Source organism: Neptunomonas marina, assembly GCF_004005935.1.
Taxonomy (GTDB): Bacteria; Pseudomonadota; Gammaproteobacteria; order Pseudomonadales; family Balneatricaceae; genus Neptunomonas; species Neptunomonas marina.
Map to the genome: position 1 here is coordinate 119,618 of NZ_SACQ01000006.1, position 19,206 is coordinate 138,823.

A 19,206-nucleotide genomic window follows, 5' to 3' on the forward strand; every position below is an offset into this window, starting at 1 on the left:
ATTTTAATTAATTACATTTTGTGAAATCGGCGGTCTATAGTGTGTCTAACGGTAGCGAGTTATGGCGCGGCCCACTGAAATCCAAAGGAGCTTTTATGTTAGAGAATCGCGAAGGTCAAACAATCCCACAGGTCACTTTCCCAACGCGTGTGGGTAATGATTGGGTTAATGTCACCACGGACGAGTTGTTCAAAGGCAAAAGCGTTATCGTCTTTGCATTGCCAGGTGCCTTCACGCCAACTTGTTCGAGTACCCATTTGCCGCGCTACAATGAGTTAGCGCCTGTTTTCAAAAAAGAGGGCATCGATAGCATCATTTGCTTGTCTGTGAACGATACATTCGTCATGAACAGCTGGGCTGAAGATCAGCATGCGGAAAACATCACGTTCATCCCTGATGGCAACGGTGAGTTCTCAGAGGGTATGGGTATGTTGGTTGATAAGCACGACCTTGGCTTTGGCAAGCGTAGCTGGCGCTACTCCATGCTGGTGCGCGATGGTGTGATCGAGAAGATGTTTATCGAAGCCGATGTTCCGGGCGACCCATTCGAGGTGTCTGATGCGGATACGATGCTGAACTACTTAAACCCAGAGTGTGAGTTACCTAAGCGCGTAACGATGTTGACGAAACCCGGTTGCGGCCACTGTACACGTGCTAAAACAGCGCTGAAAGCGCGCGGTTTGAGCTACGAAGAGATCGAGCTGGGTAAAAATGGAGTGAGTTTCTCAACTTTGAATGCGATCTCTGGCCAAGGCACAACGCCGCAAGTCTACATCGATGGCCAACACATTGGCGGTGCAGATGAGCTAGAGGCTTGGTTAGCTAGCCGCTAAGGTTACTGAAGATCATTTTCCTAGGTCGTGTGCGCTGCTGTAGCGCACACCATTGGGTGTTGTTTGCCTCGGTGCAGCAACACCCTTTTTGTTATTGGTCGAGCCGGTTTTTATTGGAGCTACTGAAGATTTGGCTCAGTTCATCGGCCGCTTTACGCATGACGGGCGCATACGCCATCAAATCGTCCAAGCTCTTACGAATCACGGGTGCGTGGCAAAATAAGCTGGCGATCAATTGGCCGCGATCATTTCTGATCGGTACGGCGCACGCCACCATACCATCGATAAACTCCTCGTTATCAGTGCCGAGCTCGGCCTCGTAGATAGTCACTAAGTTATCCATCAACGCGTCAGGGGCGATCAACGTGTTCCGCGCTTTCTGTTCCAGTGGCAGAAGCTGGAGCAACTTTTCCACTTTCGCTTTAGAAAGGGTACTCAAGTAGAGCTTGCCGCTAGCCGTGCACCAAGCGGGCGAGCGTGTACCCACTGGCAGATGGATTTGAATGGGCCAATTGCAGGTCACTCTGTCGTAGTAGATCATCTCGGTGCCATCAGGAATCGAGATGCCGCAGGTCTCGCCGGTTTGCTGGGCTAAGTTTTCCAGTATTGCGCGGCGTTGGGCCTTGTAGCGGCCAGTGTATAAAACCCCAAGGGCAACCTTATGGAAACGGTCGGCGGGGATGAGGTTGCCACGCATGTTGGTCTGGATAAACCCCTCAGACTCGAGCGTTTGCACTAACCTGTGTGCCGTGGCACGGGGGATATCGAGTTGATAGGCAAGGTCCGCAGAGGAGAGCGGCTGCTCTGATTGCGCGATCGTCTCGATAATCTCAAGTACGCGCACAATGGAAGAGCCTTTTTCGCGGCGTTGGTTACTCATAAACGCGTTAACATCCTCACGATAAAAAGTGCCAGTATATCGCAGATTGTGCAGGTGACACTTAGGCCACCTGCATACTTAGCGCTACTTCATTGTTGGCATCGAGAACTCAGCACCCGAGCGAATGCCGGTTGGCCAACGCTTGGTGATCGTTTTCATGCGTGTAAAGAAACGTACGCCATCAGGGCCGTGCATATTGAGCGGCCCAAAGGCTGAGCGCTTCCAGCCACCAAAGCAGTGGAAGGCCATGGGTACTGGAATGGGTACATTGACACCGACCATACCCACCTTGACGTTTTCCTCAAATTGGCGAGCCACATCACCATCGCGGGTAAAGATGGCTGTACCGTTGCCATATTCGTGATCATTGATCATCTGCAGCGCGGTCTCGAAGTCCGCTACGCGCACCACAACCAGAACAGGGCCAAAGATCTCCTCTTGATAGATCGACATGGCGGTAGTTACATGATCGAACAAGGTTGGGCCAACGAAGAACCCCTCCTCATGTCCTGCCACTTGGCAATCGCGGCCATCCACCAGTAGTTTGGCGCCTTCAGCGACACCCGCATCAATATAGGAGAGGATCTTCTGCTGATGCTGCTGAGTGACAACCGGCCCCATATGCGGCTCAGGCTCTGTACCGAACCCCGGGCCTACGCGCAGTTCTGCTATCTCACCTTGCAGCCGCTCAACGAGGTGGTCAGCGACCTCATCTCCCACGCAAACCGCTACTGATATCGCCATACAGCGCTCGCCCGCCGACCCATAAGCCGCTCCCATCAGTGAGTTCACGACTTGGTCTGGATCTGCGTCTGGCATTACGATCATATGGTTTTTCGCACCGCCAAGGGCTTGGCAACGCTTACCATGTGCAGAGGCTGTTGCGTAGATATACTCGGCAATAGGGGTTGAGCCTACAAAGCTAACCGCTTGCACGCGCTCATCGGTAAGCAACACATCAACCGCTTCTTTATCGCCATTGACTAAGTTGAATACGCCCTCAGGCAGCCCTGCTTCAGCAAGCCATTGCGCCAGCAATAGCGTTGAACTTGGATCCTTCTCTGAAGGCTTCATCACAAAGGTATTGCCGCATGCGATCGCGACAGGGAACATCCAAAGCGGCACCATAGCGGGGAAGTTGAACGGCGAGATACCAGCGCATACGCCGAGTGGCTGCATCATGGAGTGCGAATCAACCTCGCGCCCAACATTTAGGCTGTGCTCACCTTTTAAAAGGTGTGGAATACCGCATGCAAACTCGATGACCTCAAGTCCACGGGTGATCTCACCCTGGGCGTCGGAGAACACTTTACCGTGTTCCAAGCAGATGAGTTTCGCAAGCTCGTCGCGACGTGCTTCAACGATCGCTTTAAACTGAAACATGACGCGGGCGCGGATCACCGGTGGTGTCTTGGACCATGCCGGGAATGCGGTTTGTGCTGCGGCAATCGCAGCGCGTGTTTCATCTGCTGAAGCTAAACACACACTGCCCGACTGCTGTCCCGTTGCGGGGTTAAAGACCGCCGCTGTGCGGCCTGAATCACTTGGGGTGAGCTGGTTGTTGATAAAGTTGCCGATAGGCGTTGTCATATGGATTACTCCTGATTCCATACCTGTTCATAGAGATCGACCATTTCGGCGACCGTCGGTACACGGGGGTTATTGTTAGGTGATCCGGAGGCGAGTGCTTGCTCTGCCATCTTTTCTCGAATCTCAAAAAATTCGGCCTCTGCAACACCGAACTCCGCCAAGCTCGGTACGCTTAGCTCTTTATTGATTGCGCGCAGTTCAGTCAGCAGCTTTTCATTGGCGACATCATCACTATCTTGCGCTTGAGCCACACCCATTGCGCGTGCGCAATCAGCATAGCGTGAGACTGCCGCAGGGATTGAAAACGCCGTAATTGTTGGCAGTAGCATGGCGTTAGACATGCCATGAGGAACATGGAAAAACGCGCCGATGGGGCGGCTCATCCCGTGCACTAGCGCAACGGAGGCGGCTGAAAAGGCGATGCCTGCCAGCGTTGATCCCAGCATCATCGCCTCACGCGCGGGGTGGTTGTGTGGCTCGAAATAGGCGTTGCGAAGGTTTGGCCCGATCAAGCGCATGGCTGCCAAGGCTTGCTGGTCGCTGTAGGGGTTTGCTTTGGCGCTGACATAAGCTTCCATCGCGTGCGTCAGGGCATCGATGCCGGTATCGGCAGTGACGCGCGCCGGAACAGAGAGCGTTAACTCGTAGTCAACGAGCGCAGCGGCGGGCATAAAGCCAAGCCCCACGCATAGCATTTTTTCGTCCACTTTATCGTCAGTGATGATGGTAAAGCGGGTCACCTCTGAGCCTGTGCCTGCGGTGGTCGGAATAGCGATGACCGGTAAGCCCTCTTCGCTCACATCGCGGGGGAACTTGTAGTCGCGCATCTGGCCACCAAACTTGCCAAGGATGCTGATCGCTTTAGCAGAGTCAATCGGGCTGCCGCCACCGAGTGCGATAATACTGTCGAAGGGCGTTGTCGCGTCGTAACCTGCTTTTACCGTTTCGACACCGGCGGTGATTGAGTCTTCGGTTGGCTCGGGCACCGTATCAGAGAAGATCGCGTGAGGAATGCTGGCGTCTTTCAGTAACTGGCTAAGATTTTCGGCATAGCCAAGCGTTACCATCATCGGATCTGTAATGATCAATGGGCAGTTGCATCCCAGCGCTGCTAGCACCTGTGGTGTCTCTTTTGAGGCACCCGCGCCAACTTGCATGATTCGTGGTAGCAAGATTCGATTCGACATAAACACTCCTTTTTTATTTTGAGACATGATGTCTTGTTTTCGTGGATTCTTAACGAAAGCATCTAACGAGTCAATATTTTTATAAAATGAGATTTATGGTCTCACTATTGATTGTATGTAGCGCTCTGATCTCTGCTAAAGTGGATGAATCTATCAAGCAAGCGAAGGATTAGCGTTATGGCACCCAGATTTACACTAGCGATCGAGGAGTTGCAGGCGTTGCTAGGCGATAGGCTCCAGACCGCCGCAGGGGTGCGGCAGCACCACGCACAGGATGAGTCATTTCACGCACCGGCAGAACCGGATGCGGTTGCGTTCGTGCGCAGCACATCAGAGGTATCGGAGGTGGTGCGTATCTGTCGTCGCCATCATATGCCTGTTGTCCCGTTTGGCACCGGGACGGCGATGGAAGGTGGGGTAAACGCAACTCAGGGCGGGCTGAGTGTTGATATGTCGCTGATGAACAAGATCCTCTCTGTGTCGGCGCAGGATATGGACTGCACGGTGCAGGCAGGTGTCACCCGAAAGCAGCTCAATGACCACCTGCGTGACCAAGGTATCTTTTTCCCTATCGACCCCGGTGCTGATGCTTCGTTGGGAGGCATGGCGGCGACGCGAGCTTCTGGCACAAATGCTGTACGTTACGGGACAATGCGCGAGGCCGTGCTGGGGTTAACCGTAGTGATGGCGGATGGACGTATCGTCAAAACCGCCTCGCGCGCCCGTAAGTCCGCAGCAGGGTATGACTTGACGCGGTTGTTTGTCGGATCGGAAGGAACGTTAGGGGTTATCTGCGAAATCACGTTACGTCTGCACCCTGTGCCGGAGGCTATTTCTGCAGCCGTTTGCGCATTTGATTCTTTGGAAGGGGCTGTGAACTCGGTCATCGAGACCATTCAGATGGGCGTGCCCATGGCACGTATCGAGCTGCTAGACAGCGTTGCAATTGATGCAGTCAACCGCTTCAGTAACACCGACTATCCTGCTCTACCGCATCTGTTTTTGGAGTTTCATGGCACTCACGCTTGGGTGGAAGAGCAGGCGGAAACCGTCGCAGCGCTAGCAACTGAGAACGGCGGGCGCAACTTCCAATGGACCGCCAATACCGAGGAGCGTTCTGCACTGTGGCAAGCGCGCCATGACCTTGCTTATGCTGCACGGGCAATGCGTGACAACGCGAAGATCTTTTCCACCGATGTCTGTGTGCCGATTTCACGGTTAGCTGAGTGTATTTTAGCAACAGCTGATGATATCAAAACGATGCCGATCCCAATGCCGATTGTGGGCCATGTAGGGGATGGTAACTTTCATGTGGTGCCTGCGTTAGATACGAGCAACGCCGCTGAAGTTGCAGCGGTCGAAGCATTTCACCACCGTCTTATAGAGCGTGCCCTACAGATGGGTGGAACATGCACCGGAGAGCATGGCATTGGCCAGGGTAAAAAGGACTATTTGGAAGCGGAGCTTCCAGCGGGCGTGGAGGTTATGAAACAGATCAAACAGGCCCTCGATCCGGAAAGTTTAATGAATCCTGGAAAGGTAATAACGCTTTAAAATCAATATATTATTTTTGAATAAATACTAAAGTATAATCTATTTGCTTTGCGTCGGCTCCAAACAGATACACATTTATATCTTTAAGTTATAATTTGTTGTTAGATAGAGACGAAGGAGTGGTGGAAATGGAGTTTGCACCACTCAATTTGTTCCACCGTTTTCTAGCGCAATGAGGTTGACACACTACGTGGCGAAATTTGGACTCTGTGAAAGGATCAGTCGGTACCCGAGATTAGTGGCCGCGTTTTGTGGCATCAGCGTGTTTTTTGTTGGTTCGCTGCATCTAATGAGCTTGTCAGATAGCCAAAATGAGAGAGCACGTTCGGGGAATGATGCGGTTGTCGAAACCCTGCGTGAGATGCTAACTCAACAGATTCAAGTGGATCAGCTAGCACTCGAGCACTTGGCGTTGCAAGTTGCGAATCACGATTCAGCACACGGGTTACCTGCCATTTCCCCCTTGTTACCCTCCATGCTAACCAACATTACTTGGGTTCAACCCTCAGGGGCATCCGTACAGCTTTTTCCTGCGGAAGGAGGCTCGGCGCAAAGCCAATTTGAAGGTGAACAACGGCCACCACTCAAACTGGTTTCGCAACAGGATGGCAGCGCGCCAGCGTTGGTATTGGCGGTGCCACTGTCAGGGCAAAAACCTGCCAGCCAACTGGTTGGGAGGCTCGATTTAGCGCAGCTTTTAGAACGCTTAAGCGGTACCGGCGTAGCGGTTGCTATCCGTGATGAGCAAGGCCGTCCCATCGTTGGCGAGCAGCAGTTATTTAGCGCCGCCGATAGTGCGGTTTTACCTCTAGAGCTTGAAGGACAGCGCTGGGAGTTGGTGGGTAATGTGTCCCACAACCGGCCTATGGAACGTTTGAGCTTACTTATCTGGGGGCTGCTATCAGGGTTGGCGTTGGTGGTGGGCTGGGCGTCCTATCAATGGACCCAGTTGAAGCGTGAGCAGCAAGCGACGTTGGCAACCATGCGTTATCAGACCCATCACGATCTTGTGACCGGCTTACCTAGCCAGAGCTACTTTGCACAGCGCTTAGATCAAGTGTTGAGCGAGTTAGCGCGTGAAGACAAAGAGTGCGCGCTGATTGTGCTAGAGCTAGATAATTTCGTTGAATTGAGCGAAACGCTCGGCAATGAAGTCGGCAAAGAGGTGCTCCGACAAGTTGGTCAGCGGCTCAGTGAGTGCCTGCGCAAGTCTGATATTGTCTCGCGTCTAGAGGGGCATCAGTTTGTGATTTTGCTGCGCGATATCTCTGATGCGATTCAAGCTGATTTGATGATCGAAAAGATCCAAGGCTCTTTGCGTGACCGGTTTGAAGTGCAAGGGCAAACCTGTGCTGTCTCTGCATCGGTCGGTATTGCATTGTTCCCGATTGATGGTGAAAGCGGCTCATTGTTGCTGCAGCGTGCTGATCTAGCGCTACGTGAGGCGGCTAAGCAGGGCGCTGCTTCACAGATGTTCTTCAACGAAGAGCTGCGCGAAGAGTCTGAGCATTATCAAGCTATGAACGGCGACATCCTAAGGGGGATAGAAGCGCGTGAGTTTGAGCTGGTGTATCAGCCGGTTATCGATTTAAACCAAGGGGTGGCGCATGTTCTGGAAGCGGAGCTGCGCTGGCACCACCCTGAGCGCGGTTTGTTGCCTAGTCAAACCTTTATTCCTGCTGCGAACCGTACTGGAGCGATTCGCTTGCTAGGTGAGTGGGCGTTGCGACAGGCATGTAAAGACTTGCGTGCGTTACAGGAGGATGGGTTGCCGCTTGCTATTTCATTGCCCAAATATCCCAGTGAGTTCTATGTACGCTCGGTGGCTGAGCAGTATCGTGGTATTTTTCGGGAGAACGGGGTAGCAGCATCGCAGTTTATCTTTTCTATTGATGAATCTAATTTGGTGAGCGCAAGCCCGCCACGCAAGCAAGCGGTTGACGCACTTGCGGCGTTAGGTGTTCGTTTTGCGATCAGTAATTTTGGGGCAAGCTTTGCGGCCTTGAACTACTTAGATGACTATCCTGTTACGTATCTAAATCTGGCCGCACAGTTCGCGATCCAAGAGAATGAATCGAGCGCTTCTGCCACCTTAATTGAGGTGGTCGCTAAGTTGGCTGCACATTATAAGATCGATGTGGTGGCCGGTGGGGCTGATTCAGAGGAGCGCTTAGAGCTGTTGAAAGCGTGTGGCTATCGCTTCGTGAAAGGTCGGTATTTTATCGAGGCAGCGCCATTGTCTAAGGTCGCTGCCTATTGTGATTCGCTAGGCGAGAGCTAGCGCTTACGCTTTAGAGGAGCGAAGCCGTGATCTACCGGGCCCTTTGGTGCTGCAGGCTTTTTATCTTTACTGCGTTTCACTTTGCTCGCCGGCTTCTTCGCGCTTTTCTTGCGCTTAGGTCCGGCGGCTTTACCTGAACTTTTCAGTTTTTTTGGACCTTGATAACTGCCCTCCATGCCTTTGATGACACGCTTTTCGAAGCGGGTTTTTAGGTAGCGCTCGATGCTGGACATCAAGTTCCATTCACTCGGTTCAATAAGGCTAATCGCAAGGCCGGTGTTTCCTGCGCGTCCAGTGCGGCCCACACGGTGGGTGTGGTCATCACCGCTACGTGCCATATCGTAATTGATGACAAGGTCGATGCCTTTCACATCGATACCGCGTGCAGCGACATCCGTAGCAACGAGTACATTGATCTTGCCTTGACGCATCAGCCCCATCACGTGCTTGCGCTGCTCTTGGGTGAGATCTCCGTGAATCAAGCCCGCTCTCACGTCATGGTGGCGTAGGTAGCCGTTTAGGCGGTCTGCGGCCGTTTTTGTATTCACAAAGACGATGGCTTTATCAAACTGCTCGTTAGTGGCAAGCCACACTAGCTGTTTATCTTTAAGCGCATTGTCATTGGCTGTAATGATCTGCTGCTTGATGCTTGCTTTCGCTTCTCGGTGGCTGTGCAGTTGCAGAGACGTGGGCTCGTTAAGCGCGTGAGCGATGACATTTTGCATACCGTCGTGGGAGAGGGTTGCTGAAAATAGCATCGTTTGGCGGCTGGAAGGGGCGGATTGCACAATGCGCATCACATCCTCTTGAAACCCCATATCTAGCATACGGTCAGCTTCATCCAGCACTAGGCACTCAACATCATCAAAATCTAGTGTTTGCTTATCTAGATGCTCGATCAAACGGCCCGGTGTGCCAACGATAATCTCGGGGTTTTTGCGCAGTCTTGCCGCTTGTGGTTTGAAGGTTTCGCCACCACAGACCATATCAGCGCTTAAGAAGGTGAAGCGGGCTAGCGCTTCGATATCTTTCAGGATCTGCTGAGCTAACTCGCGCGTGGGCGCTAAGATGAGCGCGCGCGTGCCGCTGTTGGGTGCTTTGTTCTCTAGGAGGTGCTGTAGAATAGGCAACAGAAATGCAGCCGTTTTACCGCTACCGGTAGCTGCCGTGACCAATAAGTCCTTGCCGTCCATTGCTGGTGGGATTGTGGCTTGCTGAACCTCAGTTGGCTCGGTGAAGTCAAGGGCGTCTAACCCACGTAGCAGGCGATTATCAAGGTGCAGTTCGGCGAACACTGTAGCGAAGTCTCCAAAAGGAAGGGTTAAGCTGCCAGTTTACCAGAGCTGCGCTGAGAGCAGAATGTAAAAGCGGCGCAGAATTGCGCCGCGGTATGGATTAGTAGTGGATCGCGCGAGGTAGTGCTTTCGCTTGTGCTACCCAATCTTCCACTTGCGCGCCTGTTGGCATCTTTTCTACCACGGCTTTATCGGCGTTGATCTCTTCCATTTTCGCGAATAGATTCGCACCGTTTCGCTGAGCAAGCTCAGGGACTGTGTCGACACCTGCAATTTCTAATAGGTCGGCATATTGCGTGCTTACGCCCTTGATGCGCGCAAGGTCGGCACGGTTGAGCCAGCCGAGGATCTCTTTTTCATCTAAGCCTGTTGCGTTAGCAGCTTCCTTGCGGCCTTTTTTCTCGCCACAAACTTCTAGAAAGCTCTCTTGCGTTGTTGCGCCTGCTGATTTCAGTTTCTCAGCAATTGCCTCGTCGATACCCTTAATGTCAGTCAGTTTAGCCATTCCTAATATCCTTCAGTTGGTAGAGCGTTGTCTGATTGATTGTATGCCGCATTGCTTAATAGAGCCGGTACAGCAAAGCGCTGTAACCGCTTTTTTATCATAAGTGGATTTTCGCACAGCCACTAGACCTAGCATGACTATCATCTATATATGTCTGCATGATGAAGTGGCCTTTGCTAGGCTAAACAGTACATTGGGGTTCATTCAGGAGAGAGCGTAGTGAAGTATCGGGTGATCTATTGGGTGTTATTGATCTCTCTGTTGGCCGGCTGCAGTAGCAAAGGTTCACGGCCACCTGTGGCTGTAAGCGCATGGCCGGCGGCACCTTTCAGTGGGTTTTATACACAGTGGCGAGGCACGCCTTATCTATTGGGCGGTAGCTCTAAGCAGGGAGTTGATTGTTCTGCGTTTGTGCAGCACGCCTATCGAGATGTTTTATCTCGGTCTATTCCTCGCACGACGTTGATGCTGAGCCAGACAGGGGAGTCGGTTGCATTCGGTGCATGGCAGGTGGGAGACCTTATCTTTTTTAAGACGGGGCGAAAACAGCGCCATGTCGGTGTTTATGTTGGTGATGGGAACTTCATGCATGCATCAACCAGTGTAGGTGTGACGGTAACACCGTTAACCAATCCGTATTGGAAAACACGCTATTGGATGGCGAAACGATATTAATTCACAAATGCTATTGATAATGATTCTCGTTTTTGTATAATGAAGTGGCTCGCAAGTTATACCGCGTTTATAAGTTGGCGTGGTGTGCTTCATCCAATGCTGGTGTAGCTCCCTCAATTACATCAGCATCACGGTTCTTGTCATATTCAGGGCTGCTTTTGCAGCCCTCTTTTTTCTGTTTAGTTTTTCTTCTCTGTGGTCTTCAAGGCTTTTTTCTTAGCGTTTGCACTCTTATCAGCGGCCTTCTTCGTTGCTTTAGCTGAGCTAGTCTTGGCTTTATCGGTAACGCTCTTGGTCTTGTTTGCTGCTTTGTCACTTGCTTTTTGCTTTGTGGACTTAGCGGAATTTTTTATAGATGACGAAGGCTTAGTGCGGCAATGCGCTGATACTTTACGTCCATCGGAACGCTTGTAGCTGCTGATCCAGTAGCAGCTCTTGCTTTTGTCACATGCAGATTCTGATAAACCTTTACAGGCTGAAGCCGCTAAAACGTTTGGTGCTGCTGCAATGCTGATTGTAAGCATCATAGTTGTTGCTGCCGTGCGAAGAACTTTAGTCATCAAATGACTCCCTTTATTTGCGTCTATAATTGGCGGGCAGGCCCAAAAAAGGCTTGTCGATATTGATATTAAACCTGCGGCTAAATTAATCAGGATTGAATTAACAGGTTCTCTCTTGGTGAGTAATGCAGGGTAAAGCGATCTTTTCTCGGTGCTTTTACGTGTTTTAGGTTAGTAATACGTTATGTTCAAATCGTTCTCCATAGGGGTGCAAGGCAAGATCGCGGTGCTGCTATTGCTAGTCGTAGCGAGTCTTTGCTGGTTAACCCATTCCATACTGCGGCCACAATTACTAGTGGCGGTAGAGGAGCAATTGAGCAAAGGATTTGCGGTGAAATTAGGTGAGCTTGAGAAGCTCGTTTTAACAGACGATGGTGCATTATCAGAGCGGTGGTTCGCTCAAGCACAGCAGTTAGTTGCGCCTGATAATATTTTTCTTGTCGGGCGTAAAGCGGATCGCCAGTTACATGTATTAAACGGTGATAGTGAACGTCTACTCAGCGCCAATGAGTTGCTTGTGGCCTATTTAGATAGCGCCGTTGATACCTATTCTTGGATAGAGCATGGCCAGCAGGGGGCGCTTTTTGGCGCTATCGCGTTGCCGCCAGATCCAGAAAGTGGTCGTCGCTATTTGATATTGCAGCGTAATATCGCTGATTGGGAAGCGATTTTCTATGGGGTAGTACAGCGCTACTTCCTTGGTTTGTTTGTCGTACTACTACTCTTTTTTGGCGCGTTGGCCGTATTATTCTGGCGCAAAGTCCGGGTGCGCTTGCAACATATGGTGCAAGTGTCTGAGGCGGTGGCGCAAGGCGATCTAACTGCGCGTACGTCGATGCCGACAGATGACGAAATTGGTCAGGTTGCGGCAGCTATGAATACGATGATGCAGCGTATTCAAGCCTCGCAAGAGGCGTTACTCAATAACAACCGTCAGCTTGACGATATTCTTCATCATATCCCGTCTTGGGTTTTTATTAAGGACCTGCAGGGGCGGTATATCCTTACTAACCGGCGCTTTGATGAAGCGTTTAGTGAACGGGGGCCTCTTATTGGGCGCACTGTTTACGATGTGGTTGAGCCTAACGATGCTGATCGTTTTGTTGAATATGACCAAGAAGTGATGGCCTCGAAGCAGGCTATCAGCCGCCGAGTTTCGATCGTGCGTGAGGGTGAGGAGCACCAACTGCTGCTGGTCAAATTCCCCTTGCTGGATGTGAATGATGCGGTTTACGGCATCTGCTCGGTGGTAACCGACCTCTCCAATGTCGAGCAAACTGAGAACCTACTGAATATCTCGCGTAGCATCTTCGAAAATACCCGAGAAGCGATTCTGATTACCGATGTAGACCGGAAAATCCTGGATGTGAACCAGTCCTTTGAGCGCATTACTGGCTATACAAAGAGTGATGTTGTTGGCTTAGATCCAAACTTTCGCGCGTCAGGGAAAACGCAAGATGGCGTTTATCGTGGCATGTGGCAAGCGTTAGAGGCATATGGACATTGGAAGGGCGAGGTGATTAATCGCCGTAAAAATGGCCAAGAGTATCACGAGCGCCTCTCAATCAACTCGATTATGGGGCGCGATGAGGTTGTAACCGGCTATATCGGCATCTTCCAAGATATCACTGAAGAGAAACAGGCCAGTGAAAATCTGACCAAGCTCGCTTATCGAGACCCTTTAACGGACCTACACAACCGAGAGTCCTTTAAGATTCGCTTGGCGGATACTGTTAGTTACGCAAAACGTTATCGCTCCTCTTTTGGTGTGCTGTTTATCGATCTTGATCACTTTAAAGAGGTGAATGATACCCAAGGCCATGACTTTGGCGACCAGCTGCTTGTGATGGTGGCTGAGCGGCTGAGAGAAAACACGCGAACAGTGGATGTTGTGAGCCGCTTAGGAGGCGATGAATTCACCGTGTTAGTGCCGGGGGAGGTAACCGAGTCTGGATTAGCGGTGTTAGCCAATCAAATTATTACCGTGCTGAGTGCTCCGTTTGTGATCGAAAAGCAGAAAGTGATGATTGGCAGCAGCATTGGGATAGCGATCTTCCCCCGGGATGGTGATGATATAGAACTACTTTTGAAGCACGCTGATGCCGCGATGTATAACGCTAAAGCGCAGGGACGAGGCTGCTTCTCATTTTTTGATTTCAACATCAATGCGCGTAACCAGCGTATGATCAAAGTGAAACATGCGTTGCGCTCTGCCATCGAGGATAAAGAGTTCAGCTTGGTGTATCAGCCTAAGGTCAACCCCGCTCAGATGACATTGACCGGTTATGAGGCGCTTATTCGTTGGGACAGCGCACAGCTAGGCCCTATATCTCCTGCCGAGTTTATTCCAATAGCTGAGGAATCGGGTGAGATCGAACGGATTACCGACTGGGTGCTGCAGCGGGTTGCGACGGATATGCAAGTTTCCAACGTGCTTGACCGATCTAACGTGTCGATCAACATTTCAGCCAAGCAGTTTCGCAGCGATGCATGGATCAATACACTGCGCGAGCTTGACGCAAACAACCTGATCAACGCGCATGCGATTACCATTGAGGTCACTGAAACGGCGCTGGTGGATTCGTTTGATAAAACGCTCGAACAGCTGCAGGCATTACGAGACCTTGGTGCGACGATTGCCATCGATGATTTCGGAACGGGTTACTCGTCTTTGTCTTATCTTAAGAAGATGCCCATTCAATATTTAAAAATAGACCGCAGCTTCGTAAAAGATATAGGTGTGGACCCTGATGATCAGACCATTGTGCAAACGGTTATTGTTATGTCCCATGCGTTGGGTATTAAGGTGATCGCAGAGGGGGCTGAGTCGCAGGAGCAGGTTGATTTCTTGAGCGCTCAGCAGTGTGATGAGATACAAGGTTACTATTTTGCTAAGCCCATGCCGTTGCAAGACTTAGCGAAATTTTCGCTTCAAGAACCAGCCGAAGCGTAAAAAAAAGCCCGCATGAAGCGGGCTTTTTTATGACTAACGACCAAGGCGGCGAATCGCCTGTGGTGTAAAGTCTTTGTGTGAGAAGCGTTTCGTAAAGTCGAAGCCGATGCCCTCTTCATTAGTGAGGCCGCCGGCAAGATAGCGCCCCGACTGAAGATCATACAGCAGCTCTGCGGTTAACCAAGGTACATCCACATCACGGAACTGGAATTGGTGCGCTTCGCCAACTCGCCACAGTTCGCCGCGCCCATCGTAGTGATCAACCACGGCGGCTTGCCAAGTATCTTCATCGATGTAGAAGGTGCGCTTGGCATAAACATGGCGTGCTCCCTCTTTCAAGGTAGCTTCTACTTTCCAAACACGGTGTAGCTCGTAGCGCGTTAAGTCCGAGTTTACGTGGCCTGCTTGCAGGATATCCTCGTAATTTAGCTCACGATCAGCGAGTTTAAAGCTGTTATAAGGGATGTACATCTCTTGTTTGCCAACAAGATTCCACTCGTAACGATCGGGAGCGCCGTTAAACATGTCTAGGTTGTCTGTTGTGCGTTGGCCATCAGTGGCCGTACCCGGTGCATCATATGCAATCTGAGGAGCGCGGCGCACTCGACGCTGCCCTGCGTTGTACGTCCAGGCCTGACGCGGTTGTGTAACTTGGTTCATGGTTTCGTGAACCAGCAGCACGTTACCGGTTAGGCGAGCAGGTGCTTCAACTTTTTGTACAAAGTAGAACAAAATGTTGTCGTCTGTCTTTGGATCATAGGGCTCTTTTAGGTAGGTTGGCCAAGACATCTTTTCGTTGATCTTAACCGGTGTAAAGCTGCCATTCGCTTGTACAGGGACTTGCACGAATGTACGTTCGAGCGCACCCCCACGGTAGCGTGTCATATGGTTCCAAATCACTTCCAAGCCGTTGGCTGGAATCGGGAAAGGCACGGCCTCAGAAAGGCCTGCAATACCATTGCCGTTATCAGTGAGCTCGGCGCTGGTTGCGTTTTGCGCAACGGCAGAATAAACCTTCTGTGGCAACTTTGCTGTGCGATGCGTTTTATAGACGGGAATCTTAAACGTATCTGGGTATTTAGCGAGCATCGCTAGCTGGCCCGGCGACAGCTTGTCTTTATACTGATCGGCATTGGCTGCGGTGATGGTAAACAGCGGCTGCTCATCAGCAAAGGGGTTGCTATAACGGTTATCAGTGGATGCGATACCACCCGTCCAAGCGGGGATTGAACCATCGCTATTGCCTGCTTTTTCAGCACCCATGGGTGTTAGATCTTTACCCAATCGAGCAGCTTCTTCTGCTGAGACCGCCGCCAGCGCTGCGATACTCCAACTCATCGACAGTGCTGATGCTACTAGCAGGGTCGTTGATTTAAATGTCATAAGTTTCATCCTCTTCTCTGCTGCTAGGTTAGAACGACACGGAAGCGCTTAAGGAGATAAAGTCGCGGTCTTCTAGCTCGTTATAGTCACCACCAAAGAAATTGGTATAGGACAGCTGAGCAGAGTAGCGTTCTAGATAATCGGCGCGCAGGCTAATGTTGAGCGATTTCTGGTCTTCGTTGAATGCTGCGCCTGGCTGTGGGCCGTAGCCGCTGAGGCCATGTTTGAAGCTCACCTGTGGCGTCAGCGTGACGCCAGAAAATGCATTCGGATAGGTAAGAGCCGCGCGAGCAACATAACCGAAGGAGTCTTGGGTTACGAAGCCATCATCATCACCCGGTGCGTATCCAAATACGCCGCTGCGGCCATATTTGAGGGCGGCTGCGCTCTCATCAAAGTTATGGATGTGGGTCCAGCCAAGCTCGCCAATAAGAGCTAAGCGGCTTGCGCCCATAATATTGTTAACGGTTTTAATCACCGTGGTTTGAATCTGAGTGATGTCAAACTGTGTGTAACCGCTGATGTCATCACCCAGTCCGGCTGTACCGACAGGTACCACAGTACCGTTAGCAGGGTTACCCGGCTGAGTGCCTAGCGTGAGCATTGAAGCGACCAGCATAGGGCCATTCAGCTGCAAAGGCACATCTTGTTTGTGGCTGATCTCACCCGACCACGCCAAGTCTCCGATGTTGGTATTCCAGCTCACACCAAACATCTTCACATCTTCTGGGTATTCGGTGAAGTAGCGGCTATTGAAAGGTACAGTGCCCTGAACAATTTGCCCCACGGTGGTCGTGACTGTTTGCGCAATAGCTGCTTGAACGGCAGGGTCGGTTACGTCTGCTCCCATGCCAATAAACTGCTGCGTGACTTGTGCGGTTACACCCGGCGCCAGCGCTGCGCCCAGTGCTGCCGGATCTGTTGGTGTCTTGATACCGCTCACGATAGGTAGGCGGCTGTGGTAGTTCGCGAAATAGAAGCCAAATTCGGTATCGTTCAGTGACTCCGCGAAATAGCGCGCTGCAAAACCAAATTGGCCGTTATCGTCCGCTTCGCGGACACCGTCCGCATCTCTTAGAACAACAGGCGTGGTACCGGTCAGGTTCCAAGGCGAGGTGTTCGCGACAGCATTGAAGTAGGGCGAGTCAGGAACGAAGTTAAAGTCGCCAGCGTTGACTCGGATGCCGTTACAACCCTGTGCGGCAAAGTCGTTGGCAGAGAAATAAGTCCCGCAGCCATCTTCAACCGTAGGCTCCCATGTAAGCTGGTAGAAGGCTTCTAAGCTGAGATTATCGGTAGCACCGAGTGATGCGAAAACCATGTTAACGGGCAGCAAGGCTTCTTTGATTTCTGCACCAGGGCGACGTAGCGCACTGACATCGAACGGGTTGATGGCGTTCAAGCCACCTTGGATGAAAGTACTTTCACCCCAGTTGAGTACTTGGCTACCTAAGCGCACGTCGAGTGGCTTATTACCAATGTCAAAGTTACCCCAAACATATGCGTCGAGAATTTCGCCGCCGGTGAACTTGGCATAGTCATTAAAGCCTGAATCATCGAGCGGGGTATTAGCTGCATAGCCGTTGTTGGTGTGGCCATGTGCTCGATTGCCATCGTTTAGCTCAAAATCAACCCAGTACTTTCCTCGGATGAAAGCGCCATAGTTTTCGTAGGTGAGTGATAGTTCGTGCAAACTTTTCAGGGTACGTGAGAACGTATCGCCCCGTTTGAAGTTCTGGTTACCATCATCAAAACTACCAGAGCCTCGCCCCGTGCCTCCATTTGGCGCGGAGATCAGGTCTGAATCAGGGCTCTCAACGCGCCAGCTGGCACCAAGGGACACCTGAGAGTCAAATCGACCTTCGATCTCGCCGAGTTGGAACTCCGCCGCATAGGCTTGTTGCGCCATGGTCAGCGCCAAAATAGTAGGGAGGAGTTTGCGAGAAAATGCGTGAGAGGGAGGCAGAGACTTGGGTGGCACTCCGTTCATTTTTATTGCCATTTTCGTTCACCTTGCATTGTTATTTTTGTAGCAACGGCCGCTACAGCTGTCACGTTATGCTGCTTGTGGTGTTACTTTGTAACCGTCCGTAGAATCACAAGTCGATGCTTTCAAGTCACTTATTCATCACAAGGGCTTGAAATCGTGAATCCATTTCGCCAGTGTAGCTTGATTAAGCATCTTCTACACTGTGCTTAAGTACAACAATAGCAATAATCGCCAGAATAACTAACAAAACAGTGCGATGAGTCATACGGAAATGTGGGTGGCAGTACCAATAAAAATAATAGGCTGCGAGAGTCACTACGCGTGAGGTTATAAAGTTATGGAACGCAAGATCACAGTCCCAAGTGGTTACGTTAAGCACTTGCTGGATTTGGCTGAAGCGCAAGGCTTCGAAGTAGCGAGCCTGCTGGATTATGTCGGCTTACAGCAGGAGGATGTGGATCAGCAAACAGAGTTTCCAGCTGATAAGTTTGGTCAGCTGTATCAGCGCATTATCTGGATTACGCAAGATGAGTCGTTTGGGCTTATGGGGGGCGGACGCGTTCCCAACGGAACCTTTAGGATGATGTGCCATGCGATTCTGCATTGCAGCAGCTTAGAGAAGGCGCTCCACCGGTGTACCGACTTTTACGAGATATGCCGCGGCCCAGTTATCAAGCCTGTATTGATTAGGCGCGGGCGCTACGCAAAGATCTCTTTTGCGCCGGTTCAAGGGGTCACCGCCGAGGAGTTTGCGCACCTGCTTGAAGTTGAAGCACCTGAAAAGATTCGTGCTTCTATGTCGGTATGGCAGCACTTCACGAGCTGGTTGATTGGCACGCGGCTGGAGTTGAAGGCAGCCTACTTCACCTTTTCAAAGCCTGATGATGCTGACTATTACCGTACTCTGTTCCGCTCTGAGGTGCGCTTTGATCAGCATGATAACGCGATTGTTTTCCCTGCACGCTTTCTGGATTACCCCTTGATTCAAACAGAAGCCTCCCTGCGCGGATTTCTAAAAACAGCACCCTTTCAGTTGCACGTTATGGTGGATGACGATAAGTCTTTGAAGTCGCAAGTGGTTGCGATGTTAGGCAAAGACTTCAGCCGCGAGCTACCGAGTGCTGATGAGGTCGCGTCGATGCTGCATGTTTCGGTTTCAACATTGCGGCGCCGGCTGTTAGAGGAGGGGACTTCATATCAAAAGATTAAAGATGATTGTCGTAAAGAAGCAGCCATTAATTACATGAACTCTCCGCACCTCTCCATCAATGATGTTGCCGGGTTAATGGGGTTTGAAGAGCCTTCTGCTTTCTTTCGGTCTTTCAAAAAATGGACCGGTATGACACCTGGGCAATACCGTAAAAGTGAAGACTATCAAAATCAGTACTCGCATGAGGTTTGACTTTTTTTGTCAGTGAAAGTGTTGGCTTTCGATATTGCGGTTTCTTGCTCCTTGGTCAATCATCCAACGGACTGAAAAGCTCCCACCCCAGAAGTTGTGAAAGCTGATTGGGGAGCTT

General features: G+C 51.1%; 14 protein-coding genes. 6 read left to right on the forward strand and 8 right to left on the reverse strand.

Annotated elements, in window-relative coordinates; genetic code table 11:
• The first annotated feature begins 95 nt into the window (after positions 1-95).
• Positions 96-833, forward strand: coding sequence for a glutathione peroxidase (locus EOE65_RS13255; RefSeq protein ID WP_127694806.1), 738 nt, complete (start codon positions 96-98; stop codon positions 831-833).
• 91 nt (positions 834-924) lie between these two features.
• Here EOE65_RS13255 and EOE65_RS13260 read toward each other — a convergent pair whose 3' ends face one another.
• From EOE65_RS13260 to EOE65_RS13270, 3 genes are all read right to left on the reverse strand, one after another.
• Positions 925-1,713, reverse strand: coding sequence for an IclR family transcriptional regulator (locus tag EOE65_RS13260; RefSeq protein WP_127694807.1), 789 nt, complete (start codon positions 1,711-1,713; stop codon positions 925-927).
• Between the two features lie 84 nt (positions 1,714-1,797).
• Positions 1,798-3,303, reverse strand: a complete 1,506-nt coding sequence (locus EOE65_RS13265) for a CoA-acylating methylmalonate-semialdehyde dehydrogenase (protein ID WP_127694808.1) — start codon at positions 3,301-3,303, stop codon at positions 1,798-1,800.
• Positions 3,304-3,308: 5 nt separating this feature from the next.
• Complete coding sequence (locus tag EOE65_RS13270) at positions 3,309-4,490, reverse strand: iron-containing alcohol dehydrogenase (protein ID WP_127694809.1); 1,182 nt, start codon at positions 4,488-4,490, stop codon at positions 3,309-3,311.
• A 177-nt stretch (positions 4,491-4,667) separates the two neighbouring features.
• Between EOE65_RS13270 and EOE65_RS13275 the strand changes: the two genes are divergently transcribed.
• Both EOE65_RS13275 and EOE65_RS13280 read left to right on the forward strand, forming a co-directional pair.
• Positions 4,668-6,044 carry an FAD-binding oxidoreductase gene (locus tag EOE65_RS13275; protein WP_127694810.1) on the forward strand — a complete coding sequence of 459 codons (1,377 nt, stop codon included), beginning with the start codon at positions 4,668-4,670 and terminating at the stop codon, positions 6,042-6,044.
• Positions 6,045-6,333: 289 nt separating this feature from the next.
• Positions 6,334-8,325, forward strand: coding sequence for a putative bifunctional diguanylate cyclase/phosphodiesterase (locus EOE65_RS13280; protein ID WP_164847111.1), 1,992 nt, complete (start codon positions 6,334-6,336; stop codon positions 8,323-8,325).
• Here the strand turns inward: EOE65_RS13280 and EOE65_RS13285 are convergent.
• Both EOE65_RS13285 and EOE65_RS13290 read right to left on the reverse strand, forming a co-directional pair.
• The gene (locus EOE65_RS13285; protein ID WP_127694812.1) at positions 8,322-9,620 is read right to left on the reverse strand and encodes a DEAD/DEAH box helicase; all 1,299 of its coding nucleotides are present in this window, start codon (positions 9,618-9,620) and stop codon (positions 8,322-8,324) included. The two genes, EOE65_RS13280 and EOE65_RS13285, sit on opposite strands and share 4 nt — an antisense overlap.
• 100 nt (positions 9,621-9,720) lie before the next feature.
• Entirely contained in the window at positions 9,721-10,125 is a 405-nt protein-coding gene (locus EOE65_RS13290) for a DUF4332 domain-containing protein (protein WP_127694813.1), read from the reverse strand.
• Between the two features lie 219 nt (positions 10,126-10,344).
• Here EOE65_RS13290 and EOE65_RS13295 point away from each other — a divergent pair, with 219 nt between their 5' ends.
• A complete protein-coding gene (locus tag EOE65_RS13295) occupies positions 10,345-10,800 on the forward strand; it encodes an NlpC/P60 family protein (RefSeq protein WP_127694814.1) in 456 nt (151 codons plus the stop codon).
• Between the two features lie 179 nt (positions 10,801-10,979).
• Here EOE65_RS13295 and EOE65_RS13300 read toward each other — a convergent pair whose 3' ends face one another.
• Positions 10,980-11,360, reverse strand: coding sequence for a chromosome partitioning protein ParB (locus EOE65_RS13300; RefSeq protein WP_127694815.1), 381 nt, complete (start codon positions 11,358-11,360; stop codon positions 10,980-10,982).
• A gap of 184 nt (positions 11,361-11,544) precedes the next feature.
• Here EOE65_RS13300 and EOE65_RS13305 point away from each other — a divergent pair, with 184 nt between their 5' ends.
• The gene (locus EOE65_RS13305; protein WP_127694816.1) at positions 11,545-14,313 is read left to right on the forward strand and encodes a bifunctional diguanylate cyclase/phosphodiesterase; all 2,769 of its coding nucleotides are present in this window, start codon (positions 11,545-11,547) and stop codon (positions 14,311-14,313) included.
• A 33-nt stretch (positions 14,314-14,346) separates the two neighbouring features.
• Here EOE65_RS13305 and EOE65_RS13310 read toward each other — a convergent pair whose 3' ends face one another.
• Both EOE65_RS13310 and EOE65_RS13315 read right to left on the reverse strand, forming a co-directional pair.
• Positions 14,347-15,696, reverse strand: a complete 1,350-nt coding sequence (locus EOE65_RS13310) for a DUF1329 domain-containing protein (protein ID WP_127694817.1) — start codon at positions 15,694-15,696, stop codon at positions 14,347-14,349.
• A 28-nt stretch (positions 15,697-15,724) separates the two neighbouring features.
• Complete coding sequence (locus EOE65_RS13315; protein ID WP_127694818.1) at positions 15,725-17,698, reverse strand: DUF1302 domain-containing protein; 1,974 nt, start codon at positions 17,696-17,698, stop codon at positions 15,725-15,727.
• Positions 17,699-18,023: 325 nt separating this feature from the next.
• Here EOE65_RS13315 and EOE65_RS13320 point away from each other — a divergent pair, with 325 nt between their 5' ends.
• The gene (locus EOE65_RS13320; RefSeq protein WP_127694819.1) at positions 18,024-19,088 is read left to right on the forward strand and encodes an AraC family transcriptional regulator; all 1,065 of its coding nucleotides are present in this window, start codon (positions 18,024-18,026) and stop codon (positions 19,086-19,088) included.
• Positions 19,089-19,206: the final 118 nt, after the last annotated feature.

What these genes read in the sequence shown, in the direction of transcription:
- EOE65_RS13255 (WP_127694806.1), top strand. Translation starts at nt 96, where the DNA reads ATGTTAGAGAATCGCGAAGGTCAAACAATCCCACAGGTCACTTTCCCA.
- EOE65_RS13260 (WP_127694807.1), bottom strand. Translation starts at nt 1,713, where the DNA reads ATGAGTAACCAACGCCGCGAAAAAGGCTCTTCCATTGTGCGCGTACTT.
- EOE65_RS13265 (WP_127694808.1), bottom strand. Translation starts at nt 3,303, where the DNA reads ATGACAACGCCTATCGGCAACTTTATCAACAACCAGCTCACCCCAAGT.
- EOE65_RS13270 (WP_127694809.1), bottom strand. Translation starts at nt 4,490, where the DNA reads ATGTCGAATCGAATCTTGCTACCACGAATCATGCAAGTTGGCGCGGGT.
- EOE65_RS13275 (WP_127694810.1), top strand. Translation starts at nt 4,668, where the DNA reads ATGGCACCCAGATTTACACTAGCGATCGAGGAGTTGCAGGCGTTGCTA.
- EOE65_RS13280 (WP_164847111.1), top strand. Translation starts at nt 6,334, where the DNA reads ATGAGCTTGTCAGATAGCCAAAATGAGAGAGCACGTTCGGGGAATGAT.
- EOE65_RS13290 (WP_127694813.1), bottom strand. Translation starts at nt 10,125, where the DNA reads ATGGCTAAACTGACTGACATTAAGGGTATCGACGAGGCAATTGCTGAG.
- EOE65_RS13300 (WP_127694815.1), bottom strand. Translation starts at nt 11,360, where the DNA reads ATGACTAAAGTTCTTCGCACGGCAGCAACAACTATGATGCTTACAATC.
- EOE65_RS13305 (WP_127694816.1), top strand. Translation starts at nt 11,545, where the DNA reads ATGTTCAAATCGTTCTCCATAGGGGTGCAAGGCAAGATCGCGGTGCTG.
- EOE65_RS13310 (WP_127694817.1), bottom strand. Translation starts at nt 15,696, where the DNA reads ATGACATTTAAATCAACGACCCTGCTAGTAGCATCAGCACTGTCGATG.
- EOE65_RS13315 (WP_127694818.1), bottom strand. Translation starts at nt 17,698, where the DNA reads ATGGCAATAAAAATGAACGGAGTGCCACCCAAGTCTCTGCCTCCCTCT.
- EOE65_RS13320 (WP_127694819.1), top strand. Translation starts at nt 18,024, where the DNA reads ATGGAACGCAAGATCACAGTCCCAAGTGGTTACGTTAAGCACTTGCTG.